This is a genomic window from Paraburkholderia phosphatilytica, assembly GCF_003443895.1.
Lineage (GTDB): Bacteria > Pseudomonadota > Gammaproteobacteria > Burkholderiales > Burkholderiaceae > Paraburkholderia > Paraburkholderia phosphatilytica.
Window position 1 is genome coordinate 45036 of sequence record NZ_QQOA01000006.1, and the last position, 18143, is coordinate 63178.

The 18143-nt window shown below is 66.0% G+C and carries 22 protein-coding genes; 6 read left to right on the plus strand and 16 right to left on the minus strand.

The genetic code is table 11. The features are described 5' to 3' along the window. Positions 1-3 precede the first annotated feature (3 nt). The 3 genes from DVS29_RS08245 (at position 4) to DVS29_RS08255 (ending at position 1559) form a co-directional block, all read left to right on the plus strand. Positions 4-369, plus strand: a complete 366-nt coding sequence (locus tag DVS29_RS08245) for a response regulator (protein ID WP_118179957.1) — start codon at positions 4-6, stop codon at positions 367-369. Positions 370-646: 277 nt separating this feature from the next. Further along, complete coding sequence (locus tag DVS29_RS08250) at positions 647-829, plus strand: CsbD family protein (RefSeq protein ID WP_118179958.1); 183 nt, start codon at positions 647-649, stop codon at positions 827-829. Positions 830-968: 139 nt separating this feature from the next. Continuing rightward, the gene (locus DVS29_RS08255; protein WP_118179959.1) at positions 969-1559 is read left to right on the plus strand and encodes a BPSL1445 family SYLF domain-containing lipoprotein; all 591 of its coding nucleotides are present in this window, start codon (positions 969-971) and stop codon (positions 1557-1559) included. 107 nt (positions 1560-1666) lie between these two features. Here DVS29_RS08255 and DVS29_RS08260 read toward each other — a convergent pair whose 3' ends face one another. The 3 genes from DVS29_RS08260 to tauA are packed head-to-tail and all read right to left on the minus strand — an operon-like array spanning position 1667 to position 4352. Further along, on the minus strand, positions 1667-2545 hold the full coding sequence (locus DVS29_RS08260; protein WP_118179960.1) for an ABC transporter permease subunit: 879 nt from the start codon (positions 2543-2545) through the stop codon (positions 1667-1669). Then, positions 2542-3324, minus strand: a complete 783-nt coding sequence (locus tag DVS29_RS08265; RefSeq protein WP_118179961.1) for a taurine ABC transporter ATP-binding protein — start codon at positions 3322-3324, stop codon at positions 2542-2544. Before DVS29_RS08265 ends, DVS29_RS08260 begins: the two co-directional genes overlap by 4 nt. Beyond that, complete coding sequence (gene tauA / locus DVS29_RS08270) at positions 3321-4352, minus strand: taurine ABC transporter substrate-binding protein (protein WP_118179962.1); 1032 nt, start codon at positions 4350-4352, stop codon at positions 3321-3323. Before tauA ends, DVS29_RS08265 begins: the two co-directional genes overlap by 4 nt. A gap of 638 nt (positions 4353-4990) precedes the next feature. Here tauA and DVS29_RS08275 point away from each other — a divergent pair. Together DVS29_RS08275 and DVS29_RS08280 are read left to right on the plus strand one after the other, a co-directional pair. Further along, positions 4991-5464, plus strand: a complete 474-nt coding sequence (locus DVS29_RS08275) for a hypothetical protein (protein ID WP_118179963.1) — start codon at positions 4991-4993, stop codon at positions 5462-5464. After that, positions 5446-5631 carry a hypothetical protein gene (locus DVS29_RS08280; protein WP_118179964.1) on the plus strand — a complete coding sequence of 62 codons (186 nt, stop codon included), beginning with the start codon at positions 5446-5448 and terminating at the stop codon, positions 5629-5631. Before DVS29_RS08275 ends, DVS29_RS08280 begins: the two co-directional genes overlap by 19 nt. Before the next feature lie 36 nt (positions 5632-5667). On the opposite strand, the gene DVS29_RS08285 is transcribed toward DVS29_RS08280, so the two are convergent. From DVS29_RS08285 to DVS29_RS08300, 4 genes are all read right to left on the minus strand, one after another. Continuing rightward, positions 5668-6471, minus strand: coding sequence for a class I SAM-dependent methyltransferase (locus DVS29_RS08285; protein WP_164707880.1), 804 nt, complete (start codon positions 6469-6471; stop codon positions 5668-5670). Between the two features lie 191 nt (positions 6472-6662). Further along, the gene (locus DVS29_RS08290) at positions 6663-7385 is read right to left on the minus strand and encodes a sulfite exporter TauE/SafE family protein (protein WP_118179966.1); all 723 of its coding nucleotides are present in this window, start codon (positions 7383-7385) and stop codon (positions 6663-6665) included. A gap of 130 nt (positions 7386-7515) precedes the next feature. Continuing rightward, a complete protein-coding gene (locus tag DVS29_RS08295) occupies positions 7516-7791 on the minus strand; it encodes a DUF6723 family protein (RefSeq protein ID WP_118179967.1) in 276 nt (91 codons plus the stop codon). Positions 7792-8005: 214 nt separating this feature from the next. Then, positions 8006-8161, minus strand: coding sequence for a DUF3309 family protein (locus DVS29_RS08300; protein WP_118179968.1), 156 nt, complete (start codon positions 8159-8161; stop codon positions 8006-8008). Positions 8162-8388: 227 nt separating this feature from the next. Between DVS29_RS08300 and DVS29_RS37255 the strand changes: the two genes are divergently transcribed. Beyond that, the gene (locus DVS29_RS37255) at positions 8389-8550 is read left to right on the plus strand and encodes a hypothetical protein (protein ID WP_164707867.1); all 162 of its coding nucleotides are present in this window, start codon (positions 8389-8391) and stop codon (positions 8548-8550) included. Between the two features lie 70 nt (positions 8551-8620). Here DVS29_RS37255 and DVS29_RS08305 read toward each other — a convergent pair whose 3' ends face one another. From DVS29_RS08305 to DVS29_RS08345, 9 genes are all read right to left on the minus strand, one after another. Beyond that, the gene (locus DVS29_RS08305) at positions 8621-8848 is read right to left on the minus strand and encodes a hypothetical protein (RefSeq protein WP_118179969.1); all 228 of its coding nucleotides are present in this window, start codon (positions 8846-8848) and stop codon (positions 8621-8623) included. 294 nt (positions 8849-9142) lie between these two features. Continuing rightward, positions 9143-10843: a hypothetical protein gene (locus tag DVS29_RS08310; RefSeq protein WP_118179970.1), complete on the minus strand. Its 1701-nt coding sequence runs from the start codon at positions 10841-10843 to the stop codon at positions 9143-9145. Positions 10844-11119: 276 nt separating this feature from the next. Next, positions 11120-11392: a hypothetical protein gene (locus DVS29_RS08315; protein ID WP_118179971.1), complete on the minus strand. Its 273-nt coding sequence runs from the start codon at positions 11390-11392 to the stop codon at positions 11120-11122. Positions 11393-11396: 4 nt separating this feature from the next. Further along, positions 11397-11942: a hotdog family protein gene (locus DVS29_RS08320; RefSeq protein ID WP_118179972.1), complete on the minus strand. Its 546-nt coding sequence runs from the start codon at positions 11940-11942 to the stop codon at positions 11397-11399. After that, positions 11939-12769, minus strand: coding sequence for a beta-ketoacyl synthase chain length factor (locus DVS29_RS08325; protein ID WP_118179973.1), 831 nt, complete (start codon positions 12767-12769; stop codon positions 11939-11941). The genes DVS29_RS08320 and DVS29_RS08325 overlap by 4 nt, the downstream gene beginning before the upstream one ends. Next, positions 12766-14004, minus strand: coding sequence for a beta-ketoacyl-[acyl-carrier-protein] synthase family protein (locus DVS29_RS08330; protein ID WP_118179974.1), 1239 nt, complete (start codon positions 14002-14004; stop codon positions 12766-12768). Before DVS29_RS08330 ends, DVS29_RS08325 begins: the two co-directional genes overlap by 4 nt. A 127-nt stretch (positions 14005-14131) precedes the next feature. Further along, positions 14132-15031: a polysaccharide deacetylase family protein gene (locus tag DVS29_RS08335; protein WP_118179975.1), complete on the minus strand. Its 900-nt coding sequence runs from the start codon at positions 15029-15031 to the stop codon at positions 14132-14134. Continuing rightward, on the minus strand, positions 15028-17496 hold the full coding sequence (locus DVS29_RS08340; protein WP_420816083.1) for an MMPL family transporter: 2469 nt from the start codon (positions 17494-17496) through the stop codon (positions 15028-15030). The genes DVS29_RS08335 and DVS29_RS08340 overlap by 4 nt, the downstream gene beginning before the upstream one ends. Before the next feature lie 11 nt (positions 17497-17507). Further along, complete coding sequence (locus tag DVS29_RS08345) at positions 17508-18143, minus strand: outer membrane lipoprotein carrier protein LolA (protein ID WP_118179977.1); 636 nt, start codon at positions 18141-18143, stop codon at positions 17508-17510.

Sequence of the window (18143 nt, forward strand, 5' to 3'; positions counted from 1 at the left end):
TCGATGAAAACCATCCTGGTCGTCGACGACGAGTTCGACCTGCTGACGGTGTGGCAACTGCTGCTGGAAGCGGTGGGCTATCGCGTCGTCACGGCGCCGAACGGCGCGAGAGCGCTCGAACTCGTGCGCGCGACCCGCCCGGATCTCATACTCACCGACTGCATGATGCCGGTGATGTCCGGTCCCGAACTCTGCGAAGCGCTCTACGCAGATCCGGACCTGCGCGAGATCCCGATTATTCTGTGCAGCGCGGCCTCGGACATTCCAAAGCAGAAGAATCCGCAGATCGCGTATTGCCGCAAGCCGCTGTCGCTCGATTCGCTGACGCCGCTGCTTCGCGAGATGGCGCCGCTCGACAGCGATGCCTGACCCGCTTTCGGTCAATCCTGCTGGTTGAGCCCGCATCTTTTGCGGCGCGACGAAAAAACTTTCCGATTGCCACGTAAAAGATGCCCGGCTTGTGTCATCTTTTCCAACGATGCGCGAGATTACCGGTCGCGATCGTCATCCACGCGTCACGTCGCCCGCTGGGAAATCGCTGATCCGCCGAGCGTTTAGCACGCGCGCCAGCCGCTGCGACGGAGATGGCCCGTAATTTGCAGTACCACGTCATCATCGTTCGAGATGTTCAGCGGAGGTGTATGTCATGAACAGAGACCAGGTCAAAGGCATGACCGACAAGGTCAAGGGCAAGGTGAACGAAACCGTGGGCCGCGCGACTGGCGATCGCGTGCAGGAGCTCAAGGGCGGTCTGCAGCAGGCGCGTGGCGAGATCCGCCAGTCCTGGGGCAACGCGAAGGCGCGCATCCGGCGCCAGTTGGGACGCTGACGCGTCATTGCCAGCAAGGAGCCGGTGGCCGCTGCATCGTTGAACCAGATTCGCAGACTAACGACAACAGCAACGCTCAGGGAAATCGCCGCGCCACGGCTCATTCGATCTACTTATCCAACGAAAAGGACAACAAATCATGCGTCGACGTCAGTTCATCATCACAACCGGGGCAGCGCTCGCATCCAGCGGGCTTGCATTGACCGGTTGCACCACCACGCCTCCGTCGTCCGGTTCGACCGCCGCGGACAACGCCAGCGAGCGCCAGTCGATCAACTCCGATGTCGAATCGACGCTCACGCGTCTCTATTCGACCGTGCACGGCTCGCACGAACTCGTCGCGAAAGCGCAGGGCGTGCTCGTGTTCCCGAGCGTGATTTCGGCGGGTTTCTGGGTAGGCGGACAGTACGGCCGCGGCGCGTTGCGCGTGGGCGGCGAGACATCCGGCTACTACAGCATCGCGGCGGGATCGTTCGGACTGCAGATCGGTGCGCAGTCGAAAGCGATCATCTTCCTTTTCATGACGCAGGATGCGCTCGCCAAATTCCGCAACAGCCAGGGCTGGGCCGCGGGTGCCGATGCGACGGTCGCGGTGCTGAAGATCGGCGCGAACGGCAACGTCGACACGTCCACCGCGACGGGTCCGGTCGAAGCGTTCGTGCTGACCAACGCGGGCCTGATGGCCGGTGTGTCGCTGGAGGGCTCGAAGATTTCGCGGCTCATGATCTGATTCGGACCACGACGTTCCGTTTCATTGGGAACACACAGCGGGCGCGGCGAAAGTCGCGCCCGTTTTGCATGCTGCCGGCCCGTAATCTTAAGCTGTCGGGACTCGCATCAGGTGTTGCCCTTCCATGGCACGAGCCGCCGTTCGAGCACCCGCATGCCCAGATCGAAGCACCACGCTATCAGTCCGATCAGTCCGATGCCCATCACGACGACGTCGGTGCGAAGAAAGCTTGATGCGTTGAGCACCATCTGCCCGAGGCCGGAAGTGGCGGCGACCATCTCGGCGGCGACGAGCGTGGTCCAGCCGAAGCCGATCGCGATGCGCAGGCCGGTGAGGATTTCCGGCAACGCGGCGGGCAGCACGACATGCACGACCACCTGGCGAAAGCGCGCGCCGAGCGAATACGCGGCATTGATCTGCTCGACGGTTGCGCTTTTCACGCCCGCTCGCGCCGCCATCGCGATCGGCGCAAAGCACGCAAGCCAGATCACCACCAGCTTCGCGGTTTCGTCGATGCCGAACCAGATCACGACGAGCGGCAGGTACGCGAGCGGCGGCAGCGGCCGGTAGAACTCGAGCGGCGGATCGAGCAGCCCGCGCGCAATGCGGCTCACGCCCATCAGAATACCGAGGGGTATCGCGGTGACGGCGGCGAGTGCGAATGCGCCGAACACGCGTATCGCGCTCCACAGCAGATGCTGCGACAGCGGCAGCCCGCCCTGGATGCGGCCTTGCCATGCGTCGATGAATGCCTGCCATACGGCGCTGGGCGAAGGCAGGAACAGCGGCGGCAACCAGTGAAAGGCCGACGTTGCCCACCATAGCGCGGCGAGCGTCGCGACGGACAGCAGGCTGAGCGCCGCGGTCGGTCCTTCGCCTGGCAGGCCACGCAGCGGTTTGCGTCGTGACGTGCGGTGCGCGGCGGCGGTCTTTCGACGTGTGGATGCGGCCGAGGCACCGCGCCGCGACGATTCGAACGCGCTCATTGCACGGCCTCCCACGATCCTTCGTGCAGCCGCACCGTCAAGCGCTCGCGCCATGCGATGAACGCCGGCGACGATTTCACCGCGCGCGCATCGCCCGATGCGAGATACTCGCGTGCGAACGGCAACTCATGCGTTTCGGCGATGCGTCCGGGGCCTGGCGTCATCAGCACGACGCGCGTCGCAAGGAACAACGCTTCCTCCACGCTGTGCGTGATGAAGAAGACGGTCTTGCGCGTGCGCGACCACACGTCGAGCACGAGTTCCTGCACGGACTCTCGCGTCAGCGCATCGAGCGCGCCCATCGGCTCGTCCATCAGCAGCACCTGCGGATCGCTCGCCAGCGCGCGCGCAATGCCGACGCGCTGCTGCATGCCGCCCGACAACGCATACACCTTCGCATGCGCGTGACGTTCGAGGCCGACCATCGCGAGCGCATCGCGCGCGATCTCGTGGCGCTCGGCCTTCGCGATGCCGCGAAAGCGCAGCCCGAGCGCGACGTTGTCCAGCACGTCGAGCCACGGCATCAGTGCGTACTTCTGGAACACGACGCCGCGCTCGGCGCCGGGGCCCGCGATCGGTTCGCCGTTCAGCCGCGCTTCGCCTTCGGTCGGATCGACAAAGCCGGCGAGACAGTTGAGCAAGGTGGTCTTGCCGCAGCCGGACGCGCCGAGCGCGACGACGAACTCGCCGCTTTCGATGCGCAGATCGACGCCCGCCAGTGCCGGCACCGAGGCGCCGTCATAGGTGACGCCGAGTCCGCGAATCTCCAGCACGCTCATCGCGCGGCCTGCTGCACAAAGCGCGGGTCGACGCCCGCCGAGTAGTCGGGCAGCACGTTCTGGATCGTGCCCTGCGTCTTCAGGAACGCGGCCGTCGCGGCGAGCGAACGGGCCGCGCCCGATTGCGCTCCGCCGCCGAGCCACGTCGGCGAGGCCTGCTCGGCTGGCGTCGGGAATGCGTAGAGCGCGAGGCTCGCCGGCACGTCGGCGGGCGTTGCACCGGACTCCTGAGCGACCGCCGCGACTTCCTTAGAACCTGCGGTCCACGTCGAGCGGTGATCGCGATAGAGCGTGTCGGTATCGGCAAGCACCTTGACCAGCCCGTTCATGAACGGCTGGTTGCCCTGCACGAACGGGCGCGACGCGACGAAGCCATCGAAGGTCGCCTTGCCCGTTTCCTTCGCCACTTCGCCGGACGTGATCAGCACCTTGCCGTTCTGCTTCACTTTCGCGAGCACTGGGTCCCAGATGTAGGTCGCGTCGATGTCGCCGCGTTGCCACGCCGCGGCCACTTCCGGCGGACGCAGGTTCAGGATCTTCACGGTCGACGGATCGACGCCCGCGTGCTGCAGTGCGACGAGCGTATGGAAGTGCGACGTCGACACATACGGCACGCCGAGCGTCTTGCCCTTCAGGTCCGCGAGCGTCGCGACGCCCGAGCCGTTGCGCGCGACGAGCGCTTCCGCGTCGTTGATGTTGTCGAGAATCCAGAACAGCGAGATGTCGACGCCTTGCGACAGGCCCGCCGCGATCGGGCTGGAACCGGCCTCGCCGAGCTGGATCGAGCCCGACGCGAGGGCGCGGATCACGTCCGCGCCGCTGCCGAGCTTGCGGTAGGTGACCTTGTAGCCGGTCGCCTTCTCGACGGCGCCGGTTGCCTGCGCATAGCGCCACGGTACGACCATGTCCTGATAGCCGATCACCACTTCATGCGACTGTGCGTGAGCGAGCGGGGCGAAGGAGGTCGACGTCGCGACGAGGGCGACGGCGGCGAGCGCGCGTCGCAAGAGCTGGAGCGTGTGGTTCATCGGGAGCGGTCTGCTGGTCGGAATAGGGAAAAGGCTTCCGACTATAGGCAGTTTCCGTTCGCGCGGTTCCAAGCATTTATGCGTAGCAAATGATGTCGTTGCAGCTTTGCTTTTCATGCGATGACGGCGGCCGCGGGCAATGTTCCGGGATTTTATGGGTGATGCTGGATTTGATTATCTGTTGACGCTAATTTAAATGCAGGTTCGAAATGGAGGTTGATTTTAATTTACTATTTTGAGATGGCTGCCTTTTGTCTTGCTGTCCGCTGATGCGTTTGCTAGCATCCCCTTTATATTCTTCGTCTTCGATCTCATTGATTTCCGCAAACGCCAGGCGGCCATGCCTTTAGCGTCGCCGATCCACGTCCAGTCGCGGCAGCGATATTGATGGGCATGTCTTCAACAGTGCCGGTTGAGTGATTTTTGAAAATAATTGCGAGATTGTGGTTAATGCCAGCGTCGTGATGTTTTGATTTGCCGGGATACTCGAGAAAATCGATTTCTCTGCGCTTCGCGCAACGCTTTCCATGTTGCACGCCAGATCAGCACTGCGGGCCGAACTGGTTTCAGCCGCAATACGTCGGCGCGGCGGCGCAGTACGTCGTGGTGGTGGCGCCGCACTAGATGGCGGAGGTCGAATGAACGAATACATGAAACGCCTGTCGCGAGTGTGCGTCGCTGCTATCGTCGCCGTGTTGCCGCTGGCTGCGATTGTCCGCGTTGCGCTTGCGCAAGCCGGCTCGCCTTCGGCGCAAGCACAAACGCCGGCGCCGGCAGCGGTGCAAACTCCGGCGGGCGGCATGTCCGTCGGCGGCCTCACGCTGAATCAGATGCAGGCGCGGGTGCTCGGCATCGAGCCGGCCAGCAACTCCATCACGGTGCAGGCCCAGGACAACCGGGTCGTCAATATCACCGTCGATCCGAATCTTGTGAAGGTATCCGAACTAAGCGTCGGCGACGTGCTCAACATCGGCTATCGCAATGCGTTGCTGGTGCAAGTGCAGAAGATGTCGTCGGACGGTATCCGCGAGCGGCGCGAATCGACGCTCGCGTATCCACCGCAGAACGGCATGGTCGCGTCAGCGCGGTCGAGATGCTCGCCACCGTACTGAAGATCGATCCGGTCAAGCGGCAGGTGACGCTGCGTGGTCCGCAGCAGACCGAAACGCTCGATGTATCGCCCGACATCGCGCTCGATCAGCTGAAAGTGGGCGATACGGTGCGCGCGGATTTCGTGTCAGCCGTGGCGGTTCAGGTGCAATCGCATGTCGCGCAGTAGAGATGCGATCTGGATGCGCGTGCAAAGACAACGCCGCTAGGGCTTCACGAACCTCAACGTCATCCGGTCCGACTCGCCGATCGCCGCGAAGCGCGCGCGATCGGTATCGCCGCCCTGGTACGTGGGCGGCAGCGACCACACGCCGTGCGGATAATCCTTGGTGTCGCGCGGATTCGCGTTGATCTCGCTCGATGCCGCCAGCACAAATCCCGCCGCGCGCGCATGCTCGACCACGTAGGCTTCCGTGACGTAGCCGGTGTCGATCATCTGCTGCACGCTCGTGCCCGGATTCGCGCGATGCTCTTCGACGCCCAGCACGCCGCCGTGCTTGAGCGCCGTATAGAACGCGCGCAGGTTGTCGTCGAGCTCGCCGTCCTTCATCCAGTTGTGGATATTGCGGAACGTCAGCACGCGGTCGAACTGTCCACGCGCGTCGAAGCCGCTGAAGCGGCCCGCCCGCAACGTGCCGACGATCACGTTGCCGTACACCTTCGGCGTGGCCGCGAGCCGCTTTGAAAGCGCGGCGTCCATCGACTGTTCTTCGGCGCGCGCGCTGTCGTCGGTGCTCGCGTATTCCGCTTCGACGAGCTCGCCCTGATCGTGCAGATACGGCGCGAGGATCGCCGTGTACCAGCCGCCGCCCGGCGCGATTTCGAGCACATGCTGGCCCGGTTCGAGGTCGAAGAACGCGAGCGTCTGCGCAGGGTGCCGGTACACGTCGCGAGCGCGCTCCTTGCCGGTTCGCTGCGGACCGGCAAGCGCTTCGTCCATCGATGCCGACGGCGGCGGCGACGCGCAACCGGCGAGTGCCAGCGCACCAGCGGCGCATGCGATCAGCATCGAACGGATGAGCACATGTGGCCAGTGCGGGCGCTGCACGGCGGTTCGTCGCGGGAACGTCAGGTTCATGGTGGATGCGCGCTGGATGCGGCGAGGACTGGAGACACCCGAGACGATACGCGCTTCCGGCATTGTCTGCCGGAGCGACGGTTTCGGCGGCGTTTGGCGACCCGCGGGGAGTCCGCGCTGCATCAACGTCCTGCAGCCCACAAGAGCGAAAGTCCCGACGACAGCATCAAAGCATCGACCACATGGCGGAACGTCTGCGGCGACATCCGCACGACGATGCTGCGCGCCGCGAACGAGCCGGCCATCAGCGCGGAACCCGTGATGAGCCCTTTCGCGACGATGTCGAGCGGCAGCGCGCCGGCCTGATGGAACACGGCGATCTTGGTCGCGTACACGGCGAGCGAGCCCGCTGCCTCGGTCGCGAGGAACGCGCCTTTCACGAGCCCGTACGACATGAATACCGGCACGGTGATCGGCCCGGTCGACACCACGATGCCGGTCAGAAAACCCACCACGGCGCCGATCAGCGAGAGCTGCCACAGCGACACGCGCCGGTCGCGGCGTGCAAGCCAGCAGCGCGTCGGGATCATGGCGACGAAGAACAGGCCGAGCGCGACGTCGACCAGATGCGGCGGCAGCGCGAGCAGCGTGTGCACGCCGAGCGCGGCGCCGGGCATAGCGGTCACGCAGTAGGCGCCGCACGCCCGCCAGTCGATTTCGCGCCACCACGCGAGCACCTTGCCGAGATTGCCCATCACGGCCGCGATCGCCATGATCGGCACCGCGTGCTGCGGACCGAACAGCATCACGAGCACGGGCATCAGCATCATCGACGAGCCGGTGCCGATCACGCCGCTCAGCATGCCCGCAGCCACGCCAACCACCAGCACCAGCAGATACCCCATGACGCCCCCGTGTCCGATGAGGTCAGCATTCTATCTGCTGCGGTTAGGCGCTGTCTCTGGCGTTAGCGCCTGCGCCCGCACTGCGAACTGTGGGCAATCTGCTGGCGCGACGATTTAAACGTTCAAGCGTTCAAGGCTCCGGATTCGCAAGATCGGCGGCCACGATCTTCGCGCCGTACTCGTCCGCGGCCTTGCGTGCTTCCTTCGCGGTGGAAAACGGCCCGATCTCGGGCGCGCCGTCGAACGGAAACAGCATGCGTCCGTCGGTTTTGCGCACGACCTTCAGAACACCGAAGTATCGGCCTGCGCCTTCGTACCGGTAGGTCGAGTAGACGCCAAAGTCGTCCGGCGACGTAGCGCTTGCGCCAGGGAGGGTCTTGCGTTGCGTGAGCTTCGGGCGGGCCATGGGAGTCCGTTGCAAAGGTCGGGCGAAGCTCAGGGAGCATGAGGCTCGCGCCACAGGGTATGTCCTGGTTCTTTGCAAAAAACGGGCCGCCTGTTTTGCGCAGCTATCGAAAGACACCAATCGAAGGACACAAAAAGAACGGATAGCGGACTGCGTCTCTCGCAGTCCGCTATCCGCGGCTGGATGTCAGGCTGGAATCGAAACGGTCGGGCGGCTAGATCTGTCCCATCACGAGCAGCACGATCACGACGATCACCACGACTCCGACGGTGCCCGTCGGCGCGTAACCCCACGAGCGGCTGTGCGGCCACGCCGGGAAGGCGCCAATGAGCAGGAGGATGAGTACGATCAGCAGAATGGTTCCCAACATATGACCCTCATCTCGACGATGCGATACTTTTTTGGCGCAAGCGTCGTGCCTGCGCCCGGCATCGCGCGCTGTGCAAACGCGGAAATGGGAGGTGCGAAAAGATGCCTTCGCTGAACCGCGAGGCACGCAAGGATCCGCCGGAAATATCGGCAAGACAGTGCCGCTTTTTTAAACGCAGCGCCTAAAATGAATGTTCTGGTGAAGGCTCACCTGACGAGGAGGCGGCCATGGATGAACTGACGATGGCCTATCTGCTGGGGCCGGCGGTCATGCTGGTGCTTGCGGCCGCGCTATGGCTGGTCGCGCATCGCCGGATCGACGACGACGTGAAGCCGCGGGCAAGCCGCTGGCTCGATACGCATCCGGTCAACTGGCTGCATCGCCACTGAGGCGGGCGGCAACGTGACCGGCGCCGGCGGAACCGGAAGGAAGGTCAGGAAAACGGGTGCGGCGTGCAGGTCAGGCGCCGCCTTTGAACGAGCCACGCGTCGGCTCGCCGAGCGCCCATAGCAGGTCCCGGGCAAATTCCTCATTTGCATTCATCCACGCGGGCGAACCGACCTCGCAGTCGGAGGGGTTCTTTTTGCCTTGCGCCTTGCGGATGGCCGCCACGCTCAGGCCGAGGGCCTCGGCTTCCATGTACAGCGGATCGGCCGGCCCGAAATGTTCGCGTTTTTCGTTGTCCATGGGGGGATTGTCGGCGGCAAAGCGGCAAACTTTAACGCAAACAAAACGCGAAATACGGGTGATTTTTTGCGCAAACGGTCGGAGATCGTGCGCAAACGATTGCCGTTCTGGGGTAACTGGGGACAGTTGTGCGTTTCTTCGCCGCTCGTGCCGCTTTCCCGCGCGGCGCGCTGCGAAGTCGAGGATTGCTTCCAGAGGCTTACCTGTGACGAACCCCGCTCAGGGCGGGGTTCGCGGCGGCCGGCAGACCCCGCGAGGGATCTGGCCGGCCGGAAAGAACAGCGGTGACGCGCGTCAGAACAGGTGGCCGTTCGACGCCGTGCCCGGCGCGAACGACACGCCGCGCAGCACTTCGCCGAAGTTCGCGCTGCGCAGCGTGACGAACTTCTCGTGCGAGGCGGACGTCGCGCTCGTGTTCTTCACGACGTCGCGGATCGCGACCAGCCGGTTCGGGTCGGCACCAAGGTCGCCGTTGCCGCTGACCGTCGACGTGATGCCCCAGATCGTGACCGTGCCGTCGTCGTCGACGCGGCCCGTGATGTTGCGCAGGCCGTCGGTGGCGGGCGCCCACGGCAGGTTCGTCACGCTGTTCGAGCCGGTCGGGTAGCCGCGCACCGTGTACGCCGTGCCGAGCTCGAGGCCGGCTTGCAGCGTGTAGGCGAGCGTCCATTTCTGGGTCGTCGTGTTGAACACCCACTTCTGCAGGCCGGCGGTGGTCTGCGCGGCAGCGTGCGTGTACAGGTCCGTGCCGCCCGCGTAGCCGTCGCCTTCGTCGGCCACGTAGAGCGTGTTCGCGTCCGCGAACCACATGCCGAACGGATACGCGACCGTGGTCGCGGTCTTGACCGGCGTGGACGGGAAGCCGGCGAGGATACACATGTTGCTCGGCAGGCCGGTCGTCGCCACCGTCGCTGCGTTGTACGCGAGCGGCGTGGTCGGCAACGTCGCGTTCTTCGCGGGTACGCCTACGCCGGTCGGGCAGGCCTTGCCCGTCGTGTCGAGGAAGTAGACCGTGTTCACGCCGTTGCTGCCGCTACCCTTCGTGTAGTACAGCACGTTGTTGTAGAGCGCGATGCCGCGAAAGTTGTCGTCCTTGCCGATCTTGTCGGCCTTGTCGCCGAGCTGCGTGATCGAGAAGCTGCCCACCGGCTCCAGCGTGCCCGGCGTCTGTTGCGCTTCATGCTGCGACGAAGCGGTAATCAGCTGCGCGCCGGTGCCGACCACCACGCCTTCCGGTTGCGGGTTCGCGCCGTTGCCGCCGTTGCCCGTGCCGTAGATCAGGTTGTTGCCGTTGCTGTCGTTCAGGATCGCGGCGCGGCCGTTGTTGCCGCTGTACGCGTTGGTTTCGGTGAACGTGAAGTTGCCGGCGCGGTCCACGCGCGCGACGGCGCGATAGATCGCCTGGTTGTCCGGGTTGGTCGGATCGACCACACCCGGCGTGTTCGCGTTCGATGCATCGATGGTGTTGACCGGCGCGACGTAGCCGAAGAAGGTCAGGTATTTGCCATCGGTCGACAGATGCAGACCGAGCTCGGACTTCGAGCTGAAGCTCGTCACGAGTTGATCGGCCGGCGCGTGACCATGCGAGTTCTGCAGGCTGTTGGGCACTTCCAGCGTGCTGACCGGCAGGCCCGACGGCGTCATCTGGTCGAGGAAAATACGCGACGTGATGCCGAAGCTCGAATCGTACGTGTCGTTGTTGAACACGTACGGATACGTACCGTCGGCGATCGCACCGTTGCCGGTCGAACAGCCCGCGGTCGTGCTCGCGCAGTTCGGCGGCAGCACCTGGCCGACCTGCACGTTCGACGACAGGTTGTCGTACACCGAGCGGCTCACCACCAGCATGCCCGGCATGAACGGCGCGTTGAAGTTGCCACCATTGTTGAAATCGAAGGATTGGGCCTGGGCCGCCATGCTGCCGACGGCACCGGCAATCAGGGCGATGGACAGGCGAAGTCGCGGCAGGGAACGCGACCGGGTTGCGGTTTGCATCGTAAGTCTCCGGGGTTTCTCGAAGGTTTTATCGGACGGACTTTCAGCAGTACAACCGCAGCATCGTGACAGCGCTTGATGACCGATTATTTACAGCGAAGCAGAAGGATGCCTAAATGTTATGGCAAGCTTAAGAAGGGAAATCGTAATGCTCAACAAAGTTCACGGGACGCGTTGTTTGAAGGTGCATCTGAACCATCAGTCATCCTGAATGATAACGATAATAAAAGCAGAGGCACCGCGCGGTGCCCCTGATCGTGCCGTTGAAGCGGTGCGTTACTGGTTGTCGTCGTGATTGCCTTTGACGGCGTGCTTGACCTTGTAATAGCCGCTCTTCGTCTTGTCCTTCACAGCATGGCCCGCGCGGCGGAATGCATGGCCGGTCGCTCGCGTGGCATTTGCCACCGCGTGCCCGGTGTCCTTGCCGGCGGTCTTTACGTCGCTCTTGAACTGATGCGCGGCCGTATCGACGTCGGCATGCGCGAGCGGGCCCATCGTGGCGAACAGGGTCGCGACGCTCGCGGCCAGCAGGGTCTTCGTGATCTTCATCGTGTTACTCCGGTTGGCGATCTGCCGGGGGTTCGCTTCGAACCGCGGCGGGATGTGGGTAAGGGGAGCGGGCCATGGCTTCGCCCGCGTCGAGCATGACGGTAGCACGACCCGACAGTAGCAGTCTGTCGCCATCGCACAGTGCGAAGGCGTACATCAGGTTGTTGCTGCCGCCGCTCATCCGTTCTGCTTCGACGACGAGCGCGCCGCCGAGCGTATCGAGGCGGTCCACGTGCGCTTCGACGTCGCGCACGCTGGTGAGAAATCCCACGCGCGGCCGCGAACCCGGCTCGCCTGCATGCGCGTTTGCGCCGAGCACCGCGCCGTGCACGGCCATCGCCTGCGCCGCGTACTCGATGCCGACGATTGCCGCGAGCCGTCCGTTCGCGCGCAGCGGATTGAGCGGGTCACGATGGCTCGTCGCGACGCAGCGAATCGTCTCAGCGTCCCACGCGATCACTTCGTCGAGCAGACACATCGATCCGCTGTGCGGGATGCGCGCGGCGATCCATGCGCGATCCAGCCATTCGTCGTTCACGCGCGCCGTCATGATGCGAAGGCACCCGCGGAATCGGGCAGCGTAATGCGGAGCTCGATCCGCACTTCAGGCAGATAGTCGAGCACGACGGTCCCGGCACGCTTCGTTGCGAGCGCTTCGAGCAACGGCAGCACGCGCGCCGTCGGAATCTGGCGGCGCATCTGTTCGAACGCCGGGTGCGCGAGCTGCGTGACCGGCGCGTCGGTCAGCGCGGCGTCGATACGCGCGATCGACTGGCCGCTCGCCTGCGGTGCGAGCACGGTTGCAAAGCTGAACGAATCGGGCACGGGCCGCTTCTCGCGCATCGGCTGCGGGTAGTCGGTATCGAATGCGATCAGCAGGTTCGGCACGCCGTCGATGCTCACCTGGCAGAGGCTCTCGAGCAGGCCGGCGCCGAGGCTGCCGTCGAACGCGCACAGCACGTTCGATGGCGCCATCGCGCGGGTCGCGATGCTCCAGTAACCGGCCGGCGCGTTGTGCACGGAGTTGTGAAAGCGCGTAGGCGACAGTTTGCGGTCCTGCGGATCGTCGGCGGCGAGCGTTTCGCAGATCGCGTGACAGTTCGTGCCGTCGCCGCCCGACGCCGTGAATACGGTGGCCAGCGTGCCCGCATCGCGTCCGCTCGCGGCCGCGGCTTCGAGTCCGGTGGCGAGCGCAAGCTTGACGCCCGCGCCGGTGCGCCGCCGTTCGGCGGCCGGCAGGCAGGACGGCGCGGGAATCACGGTGCGCGCGGCCTCGTGGTCGCGCTCGCCCGCCAGCAGCGCGCGGGCGGTCTGCCAGTCGTTGAAGCCGGGGCCGATCAGCCCGACGCTTTCGATGAATGCGGTGAGCCTCGTCATGCGTTCACCTCCGACTCAAGCACCCGATCGGCGCGGCCGAACAACAAACTGCAGTTCGTGCCGCCAAAGCCGAACGAATTGCTGAGCGCGATCGCAAGCGGCGCGGGTGTGCTCTCCAGTACGTAGTGGACGCCGAGCGCGGCGTCGGGCTGCGTGGTGTTCACGCCGCCCGGAATGAACTGGTGGCGCAATGCGAGCATCGCGATCACGGCTTCGAGCGCGCCCGCGGCGCCGAGTGCATGGCCCGTCGTGCCTTTGGTCGAGTTGCACGGCGTCGCTGCGGCGAACACGGCGCTCACGGCCTTGCTTTCGGACGTATCGTTGCTGGGCGTCGCGGTGCCGTGCAGGTTCACGTAGTCGACGTCGGCCGCGGCCACGTTCGCGGTGGCGAGCGCCTGCTCGATCGCGAGGCGCGCGCCGAGTCCGTCCGGATGCGGCGACGACATGTGATGCGCGTCGCTCGATTCGCCGATACCGAGCAGCATGATCGCGTGGGCGCGCGTTTCGGGTGCTGCCTGTTCGAGCGCGTCAGCCCGTTCGAGCAGCGCGAATGCGGCCGCTTCGCCGATCGAGATGCCGCTGCGCGCGACGTCGAACGGCTTGCAGCGTTGCGGCGACAGCAGTTCGAGCGAGTTGAAGCCATACAGGGTGGTGAGACACAGCGAATCGACGCCGCCTACCACGGCCGCGTCGATCAGCCCTGCTTCGAGCATGCGCCGCGCGGAGCCGAACACTTTCGCGCCCGACGAGCATGCCGACGAAATTGCCAGCGACGGTCCTTGCAGCCCGAAGTACGCGCGCACGAATGCGGCGGCCGAATACGGGTTGTGCGTCTCGGCGTAGTGGAGGCTCGCGGGCAACTGACCGGTGGCGAGATCGCGCTCGCGATACGCGATTTCGGTTTCGAGAATGCCCGCGGTGCTGGTGCCGACGAACACGCCGACCCGCGCCGCGCCGTGACGCGCGATGGCCGCTTCGACCTGCTCCGCGAAGCCATCCCGCGTCAGCGCGAGTTGCGCGAGCCGGTTGTTTCGGCATTCGAAGTTCGCGAGATCGGCGCGCACGGGCGTGTCGTCGACGCCGTCTACCTTGCCGATGTACGTGTCGAGCTCGGCGCGTTCGAAGTCGCTGTGCACGAGGCCGCTGCGTGCTTCGCGCAAGGTGTCGAGCGTGGCGTCGAGACCGCGTCCCGCGCAGCTCGTCGCCGTGAAGTGCGTGACCAGAAGAGGTTTCACTGCTGTCGGGTCCTGTCGTGGTGATAGCCGGAGGCCGTTGTCACTGCCGATGGTAGCAAACGGCATGCACGCGCCCGGTCGCTGCGATGTGGCAATGGCGTGGACGTTTTGCCTGCATTGGGCGCGTTCATGACGACTTCTCCGCGTGGTTGGCCAGGGCCGCGCGCAGCGTCGTGAAGCGCAGTTGCGCCGCGCTCGCGGCCTCGAGTACGGCGGGCAGCACGTCGAGCACCACTGCGCGGCCCGCTGCGTCGCGCGCGGGATGACCGTCGTGCACGAGCAGGATGTCGCGCGGCGCGAGGCCATTCAGCAGTCGCCGGGTGATCGTGGCGGGCTCGCGCGTACGCGTGTCGAAGCCGCGTCGCGTCCAGCTCGCGAGGCGCAGCCCTAGGCGGCTCAGTACCGGCTCGAGGAACGGATTGCGCAGGCCGGCCGGCGCGCGGAAGAAGAGCGGCGGCGTGCCCGCGATCTCGGCGAGCGTGCGCTGCCCGGCTTCGATTTCGCGCAGCATCGCGCGTGGGCCGAGCAGCGAAAACGTATGGCGATGCCGCTCGCTATGATTCTCGACCGCATGGCCGCGCGCGACGATCGCTTCGACGAGTTTCGGATGCCGGCGTGCTTCGACGCCGATACAGAAGAACGTCGCGCGGACGTCGTGGCGATCGAGCAGATCGAGCAGCGGCGGCGTGACCTCGGGGTTCGGGCCGTCGTCGATCGTCAGCGCGATCGTGCGGCCGGCGCCTGCCGGCAGGCGTGTCCAGTTCTCGCCGAGCAGCGCGCTCTTCGGCCACAGGCCCGCCGCGGTCGCGGCCAGATGCGATGCGGCGACCGCGCCGAGCGCCCACGGCCAGACGCCAGGCGCCGCGACGGCCACGGCGGTCGCGCCGACGTGCAGCGCTGCCGCGCCCTTGATATAGGGCGATGGATTCCAGCGGCGCGGTTCAGGCAGCAGAGGCCGCAAGTCGCTGGGCGCTGCGACGCCCACGTTCCGTCGCAAGTCTGCGCTGACGTTCGCGGGCGCTTTCATACGTGCTTCTCCAGCGTGACCGGCGCAGTGGTGTGCGTCGTGCGCGGTGCGAGGATCGCGGAAAACACGAGCGCGAGGATCGCCCCGGGTCCGACCGTCAGCCCGAAGGTTTCGAGCATCGGCACACTGGCGAGCGCGAGCAGACCGAAGCCCGCGACCGTCGACAGGTTCGCGATCAGCAGCGAGACGAGCGTTTGCGGCGCGATCGCGCCGTCGTGGTGTTCGTCGCCATCCGCGGTGGCCCGCCGGTTGAAGAACAGCGCGTAATTCGAGCCAACCGCGACGATCAGCAGCATGCCGACGAGGTGCAGGATCGTGAGCGGCTTGCCGGCCAGCGCGAGCCCCGCGCAGACCACCACGACCGCCGCGACGAGCGGCGCGAGCGTGCGCATCACCCGCCGCGGCGAGCGCAGTGCGATCAGCAGCAGCACGACGATCGCCGCGAAGCCCGCGAGCGACAGATGGATATCCTCGCGCACGTAGTTCACGTACATGTCGTCGGCTTCGGTCTTCATGTCGACGAAGAGCGCGTCGGGTACGCCGCTTTGTTCGACGGCTGTGCGGATCTTGCCTGCGTCGAGGCTCGACTGGTCGGCGGCCTGGCCGTTATCCGGCGCGCGCAGCGACAGCATCGCGCTCCAGTGGCCATCGCGCTGCGTCAGGAGCGCATCGACGGCCAGCGCCATCGACGTGCCCCGCAGATCGGCGCGCGTGATCAGCGGCTGATGGCGGGCGGCTTCGACGTCGGCGAGGAACGGCGCGAACGCGTCGGGTTTCACGCCGATCGACTGGTTCTGCTCGGCGGCTTGCAGGCGCTGTGCGAGCACGTCGGCGGGCGGCAGGCTCGCGAGCCGCGCGCGCTGCGCGGCGACGCTCGGCAGATAGAGCGCGGGGCTCTGGTAGCCGGCGATCACGCCTGCGTCGATCAGCGGCTGCAGGCTTGCCGACACCTTCTCCGCGCCTTCGAGCACGGCTTCCTGGCTCGCGCCGTCGATCATCACCAGATAGCGGACATCGGGCGCGCCGACGTCGGCGCGCAGGCTTTCGTCGAGCGCCTGGCTTGCGAGCGATACCGGGCTCAGCGACGACAGTTCATGGCTCCACAGCCGCGGCCAGTGCATCGCGAGCACCGCGACGGCCGCAGCGAGCAGCGCGGCGAGCGGCCAGCGCAGCGAGCGCGCTGCTGTAGCGCCGCGCGCGAGCACATTGCCGAGACGCGTGACGTCGCGAATCGCGAAGCGCTGACCGCGCAGATGCGGCAGCACGTAGCGCGTGACGAGTGCTGCGGCGACGAGGCCCGAGATCGAATACACGCCGAGCTGCACGAGACCGGGGAAGCCGGAGAACAGCATCGACGCGAAGCCGCACACGGACGTCAGCATGCCGAGCCGCACGATCGGCCAGTACACGCGGATCCAGTGACGCAGCGACGCGCCGCCATCCTCGCCGGGCGCCGCGCGGGACGACTGCACGAACAGATAGATAGAGTAATCGACTGCTTCGCCGATCAGCGTCGTGCCGAAGCCGAGCGTAATGCCATGCACGACGCCGAACGCGAGACTCACCGACGCGAGGCCCGCCGCCACGCCGGACAGCACCGGCAGCAGGCCGAGCAGCAGCGTCAGCGGCGAACGGTAGATCACGAACAGCAGCGCGACGATCAGCACGACGCTGATCGCGGACAACCGCTCGACGTCGTGGCGGATGTTGTCGCGCGTCTCGACGGCGAACACGCCGGGGCCGGTCATCAGGAGCCGGTAGGCGCCGCTGTTGGGAAGTGCATGAGTCGCCGCAGCGAACGCCGTTCGTACCGCGTCGATCGCGTGGGATTGCGCATCGGTATCGGATCCGGCAGCGGTAGTCTGCGCGACGAGCACCGCGCGCTTGCCGTCGCGCGAAGCCCATGCGCCATCCTGCGACGACGGTTGCGCGCCGCTGTCGAGCCGGTTCACGATCGCGGTGACTTCGCCGGTCGGATCGTGTGGCAGCAGGTCTTTCGCAAACATGCCCGCCGATGAGCCGAGCAGATCGAGACTGTCGGCGAGCGCGTGGTGCAGCCCGTCGACGGTGAAGCGTTGCGGCGTCACGTCGGGGCTCAGCAGATAACGATGCGCGAACAGGAACTGCTGATCGGCCGCTTCGCTGACGGGCTCGCCGTTGTTCACGGACGCGAACTCGCGGTCGGCGCGCAGCGGGGCCGCGAGCCGCTTCGAGATCGCGGCGCGGCCGGCCGTGTCGCCGCCCTCGATGCCGACGAGAATCAGCCGCGACACGAGGCCGTCGCGCAGTTGATCGACCAGCACGCGCTGGCCGGCGCTCGGCGAGCGCGGCAGGAACGCGGACAGATCCGCGGTGAAGTTCGCGCGGGCGATCGCGATCGCGCACGCGGCGAGGAACAGCAGCCAGACCAGCACCGCGGGCTGCCGCCACGCGCGGCGTGGCGTGGCGCCTGGTTCGGACGGCATCGGCGTGGACATCAGTTGGCGGCGTCGTTCTGCAGCTGCATCAGCGAGTGATCGCCGTCCGCCTGCTGGATCGCGACGCTATGCAGCAGATCGCGCGTGCCGCTGAGCGTGATCGTGCTGATCTGTTTGCGCATCCGCGAGTCGGTCGGCGTGAGCGTCAAGGTCCAGTCGTCGCCGCTGCCGGCGAGCTGCACCTTGTAGTACTGCTCGAGCGCGAAGCGGTTGCCCGACAGCGTCGCGCGGATGCTTTCGATGAACGCCGCCAGCTCGGGATACTGCGCGAGCGCGAGCGTGTACTTGTGGTCGTTGCGGGCAATCGTCAGCTTGTCGCCGTCCACGACCAGGTCTTCCGGCTTCGGCTCGATGGTGCGCTTCTCGAGGTGGTCCGGCGCGACGAACACCAGCTCGCCCGACGACTTCACCGGCGCCGTCGCGATCGACAGGTACTTGGTTTCCGTGAAGCGCGCACGGCCGGATTGCTTGTGGCCGAGCGTCGACATCAGTCGGTCGAGGTTCCATGCGGGCGGCGTGGCGTCAGCCGTCGCGGCGCGTGCCGTCTGCGCGGCAAACGGCGCACAGGCCAGCGTCATCACGACCGCTGCGATCTGGAGGCGATGGAGACGAGGCGAGAAGCGTGCTGCGGTCAT

Excerpts from the sequence above, each read along its gene's own strand:
- DVS29_RS08245 (WP_118179957.1), top strand. The coding sequence starts at position 4 with ATGAAAACCATCCTGGTCGTCGACGACGAGTTCGACCTGCTGACGGTG.
- DVS29_RS08250 (WP_118179958.1), top strand. The coding sequence starts at position 647 with ATGAACAGAGACCAGGTCAAAGGCATGACCGACAAGGTCAAGGGCAAG.
- DVS29_RS08255 (WP_118179959.1), top strand. The coding sequence starts at position 969 with ATGCGTCGACGTCAGTTCATCATCACAACCGGGGCAGCGCTCGCATCC.
- DVS29_RS08260 (WP_118179960.1), bottom strand. The coding sequence starts at position 2,545 with ATGAGCGCGTTCGAATCGTCGCGGCGCGGTGCCTCGGCCGCATCCACA.
- DVS29_RS08265 (WP_118179961.1), bottom strand. The coding sequence starts at position 3,324 with ATGAGCGTGCTGGAGATTCGCGGACTCGGCGTCACCTATGACGGCGCC.
- tauA (WP_118179962.1), bottom strand. The coding sequence starts at position 4,352 with ATGAACCACACGCTCCAGCTCTTGCGACGCGCGCTCGCCGCCGTCGCC.
- DVS29_RS08275 (WP_118179963.1), top strand. The coding sequence starts at position 4,991 with ATGAACGAATACATGAAACGCCTGTCGCGAGTGTGCGTCGCTGCTATC.
- DVS29_RS08280 (WP_118179964.1), top strand. The coding sequence starts at position 5,446 with ATGCTCGCCACCGTACTGAAGATCGATCCGGTCAAGCGGCAGGTGACG.
- DVS29_RS08285 (WP_164707880.1), bottom strand. The coding sequence starts at position 6,471 with ATGCTGATCGCATGCGCCGCTGGTGCGCTGGCACTCGCCGGTTGCGCG.
- DVS29_RS08290 (WP_118179966.1), bottom strand. The coding sequence starts at position 7,385 with ATGGGGTATCTGCTGGTGCTGGTGGTTGGCGTGGCTGCGGGCATGCTG.
- DVS29_RS08295 (WP_118179967.1), bottom strand. The coding sequence starts at position 7,791 with ATGGCCCGCCCGAAGCTCACGCAACGCAAGACCCTCCCTGGCGCAAGC.
- DVS29_RS08300 (WP_118179968.1), bottom strand. The coding sequence starts at position 8,161 with ATGTTGGGAACCATTCTGCTGATCGTACTCATCCTCCTGCTCATTGGC.
- DVS29_RS37255 (WP_164707867.1), top strand. The coding sequence starts at position 8,389 with ATGGATGAACTGACGATGGCCTATCTGCTGGGGCCGGCGGTCATGCTG.
- DVS29_RS08305 (WP_118179969.1), bottom strand. The coding sequence starts at position 8,848 with ATGGACAACGAAAAACGCGAACATTTCGGGCCGGCCGATCCGCTGTAC.
- DVS29_RS08310 (WP_118179970.1), bottom strand. The coding sequence starts at position 10,843 with ATGCAAACCGCAACCCGGTCGCGTTCCCTGCCGCGACTTCGCCTGTCC.
- DVS29_RS08315 (WP_118179971.1), bottom strand. The coding sequence starts at position 11,392 with ATGAAGATCACGAAGACCCTGCTGGCCGCGAGCGTCGCGACCCTGTTC.
- DVS29_RS08320 (WP_118179972.1), bottom strand. The coding sequence starts at position 11,942 with ATGACGGCGCGCGTGAACGACGAATGGCTGGATCGCGCATGGATCGCC.
- DVS29_RS08325 (WP_118179973.1), bottom strand. The coding sequence starts at position 12,769 with ATGACGAGGCTCACCGCATTCATCGAAAGCGTCGGGCTGATCGGCCCC.
- DVS29_RS08335 (WP_118179975.1), bottom strand. The coding sequence starts at position 15,031 with ATGAAAGCGCCCGCGAACGTCAGCGCAGACTTGCGACGGAACGTGGGC.
- DVS29_RS08340 (WP_420816083.1), bottom strand. The coding sequence starts at position 17,496 with ATGCCGTCCGAACCAGGCGCCACGCCACGCCGCGCGTGGCGGCAGCCC.
- DVS29_RS08345 (WP_118179977.1), bottom strand. The coding sequence starts at position 18,143 with ATGACCGCAGCACGCTTCTCGCCTCGTCTCCATCGCCTCCAGATCGCA.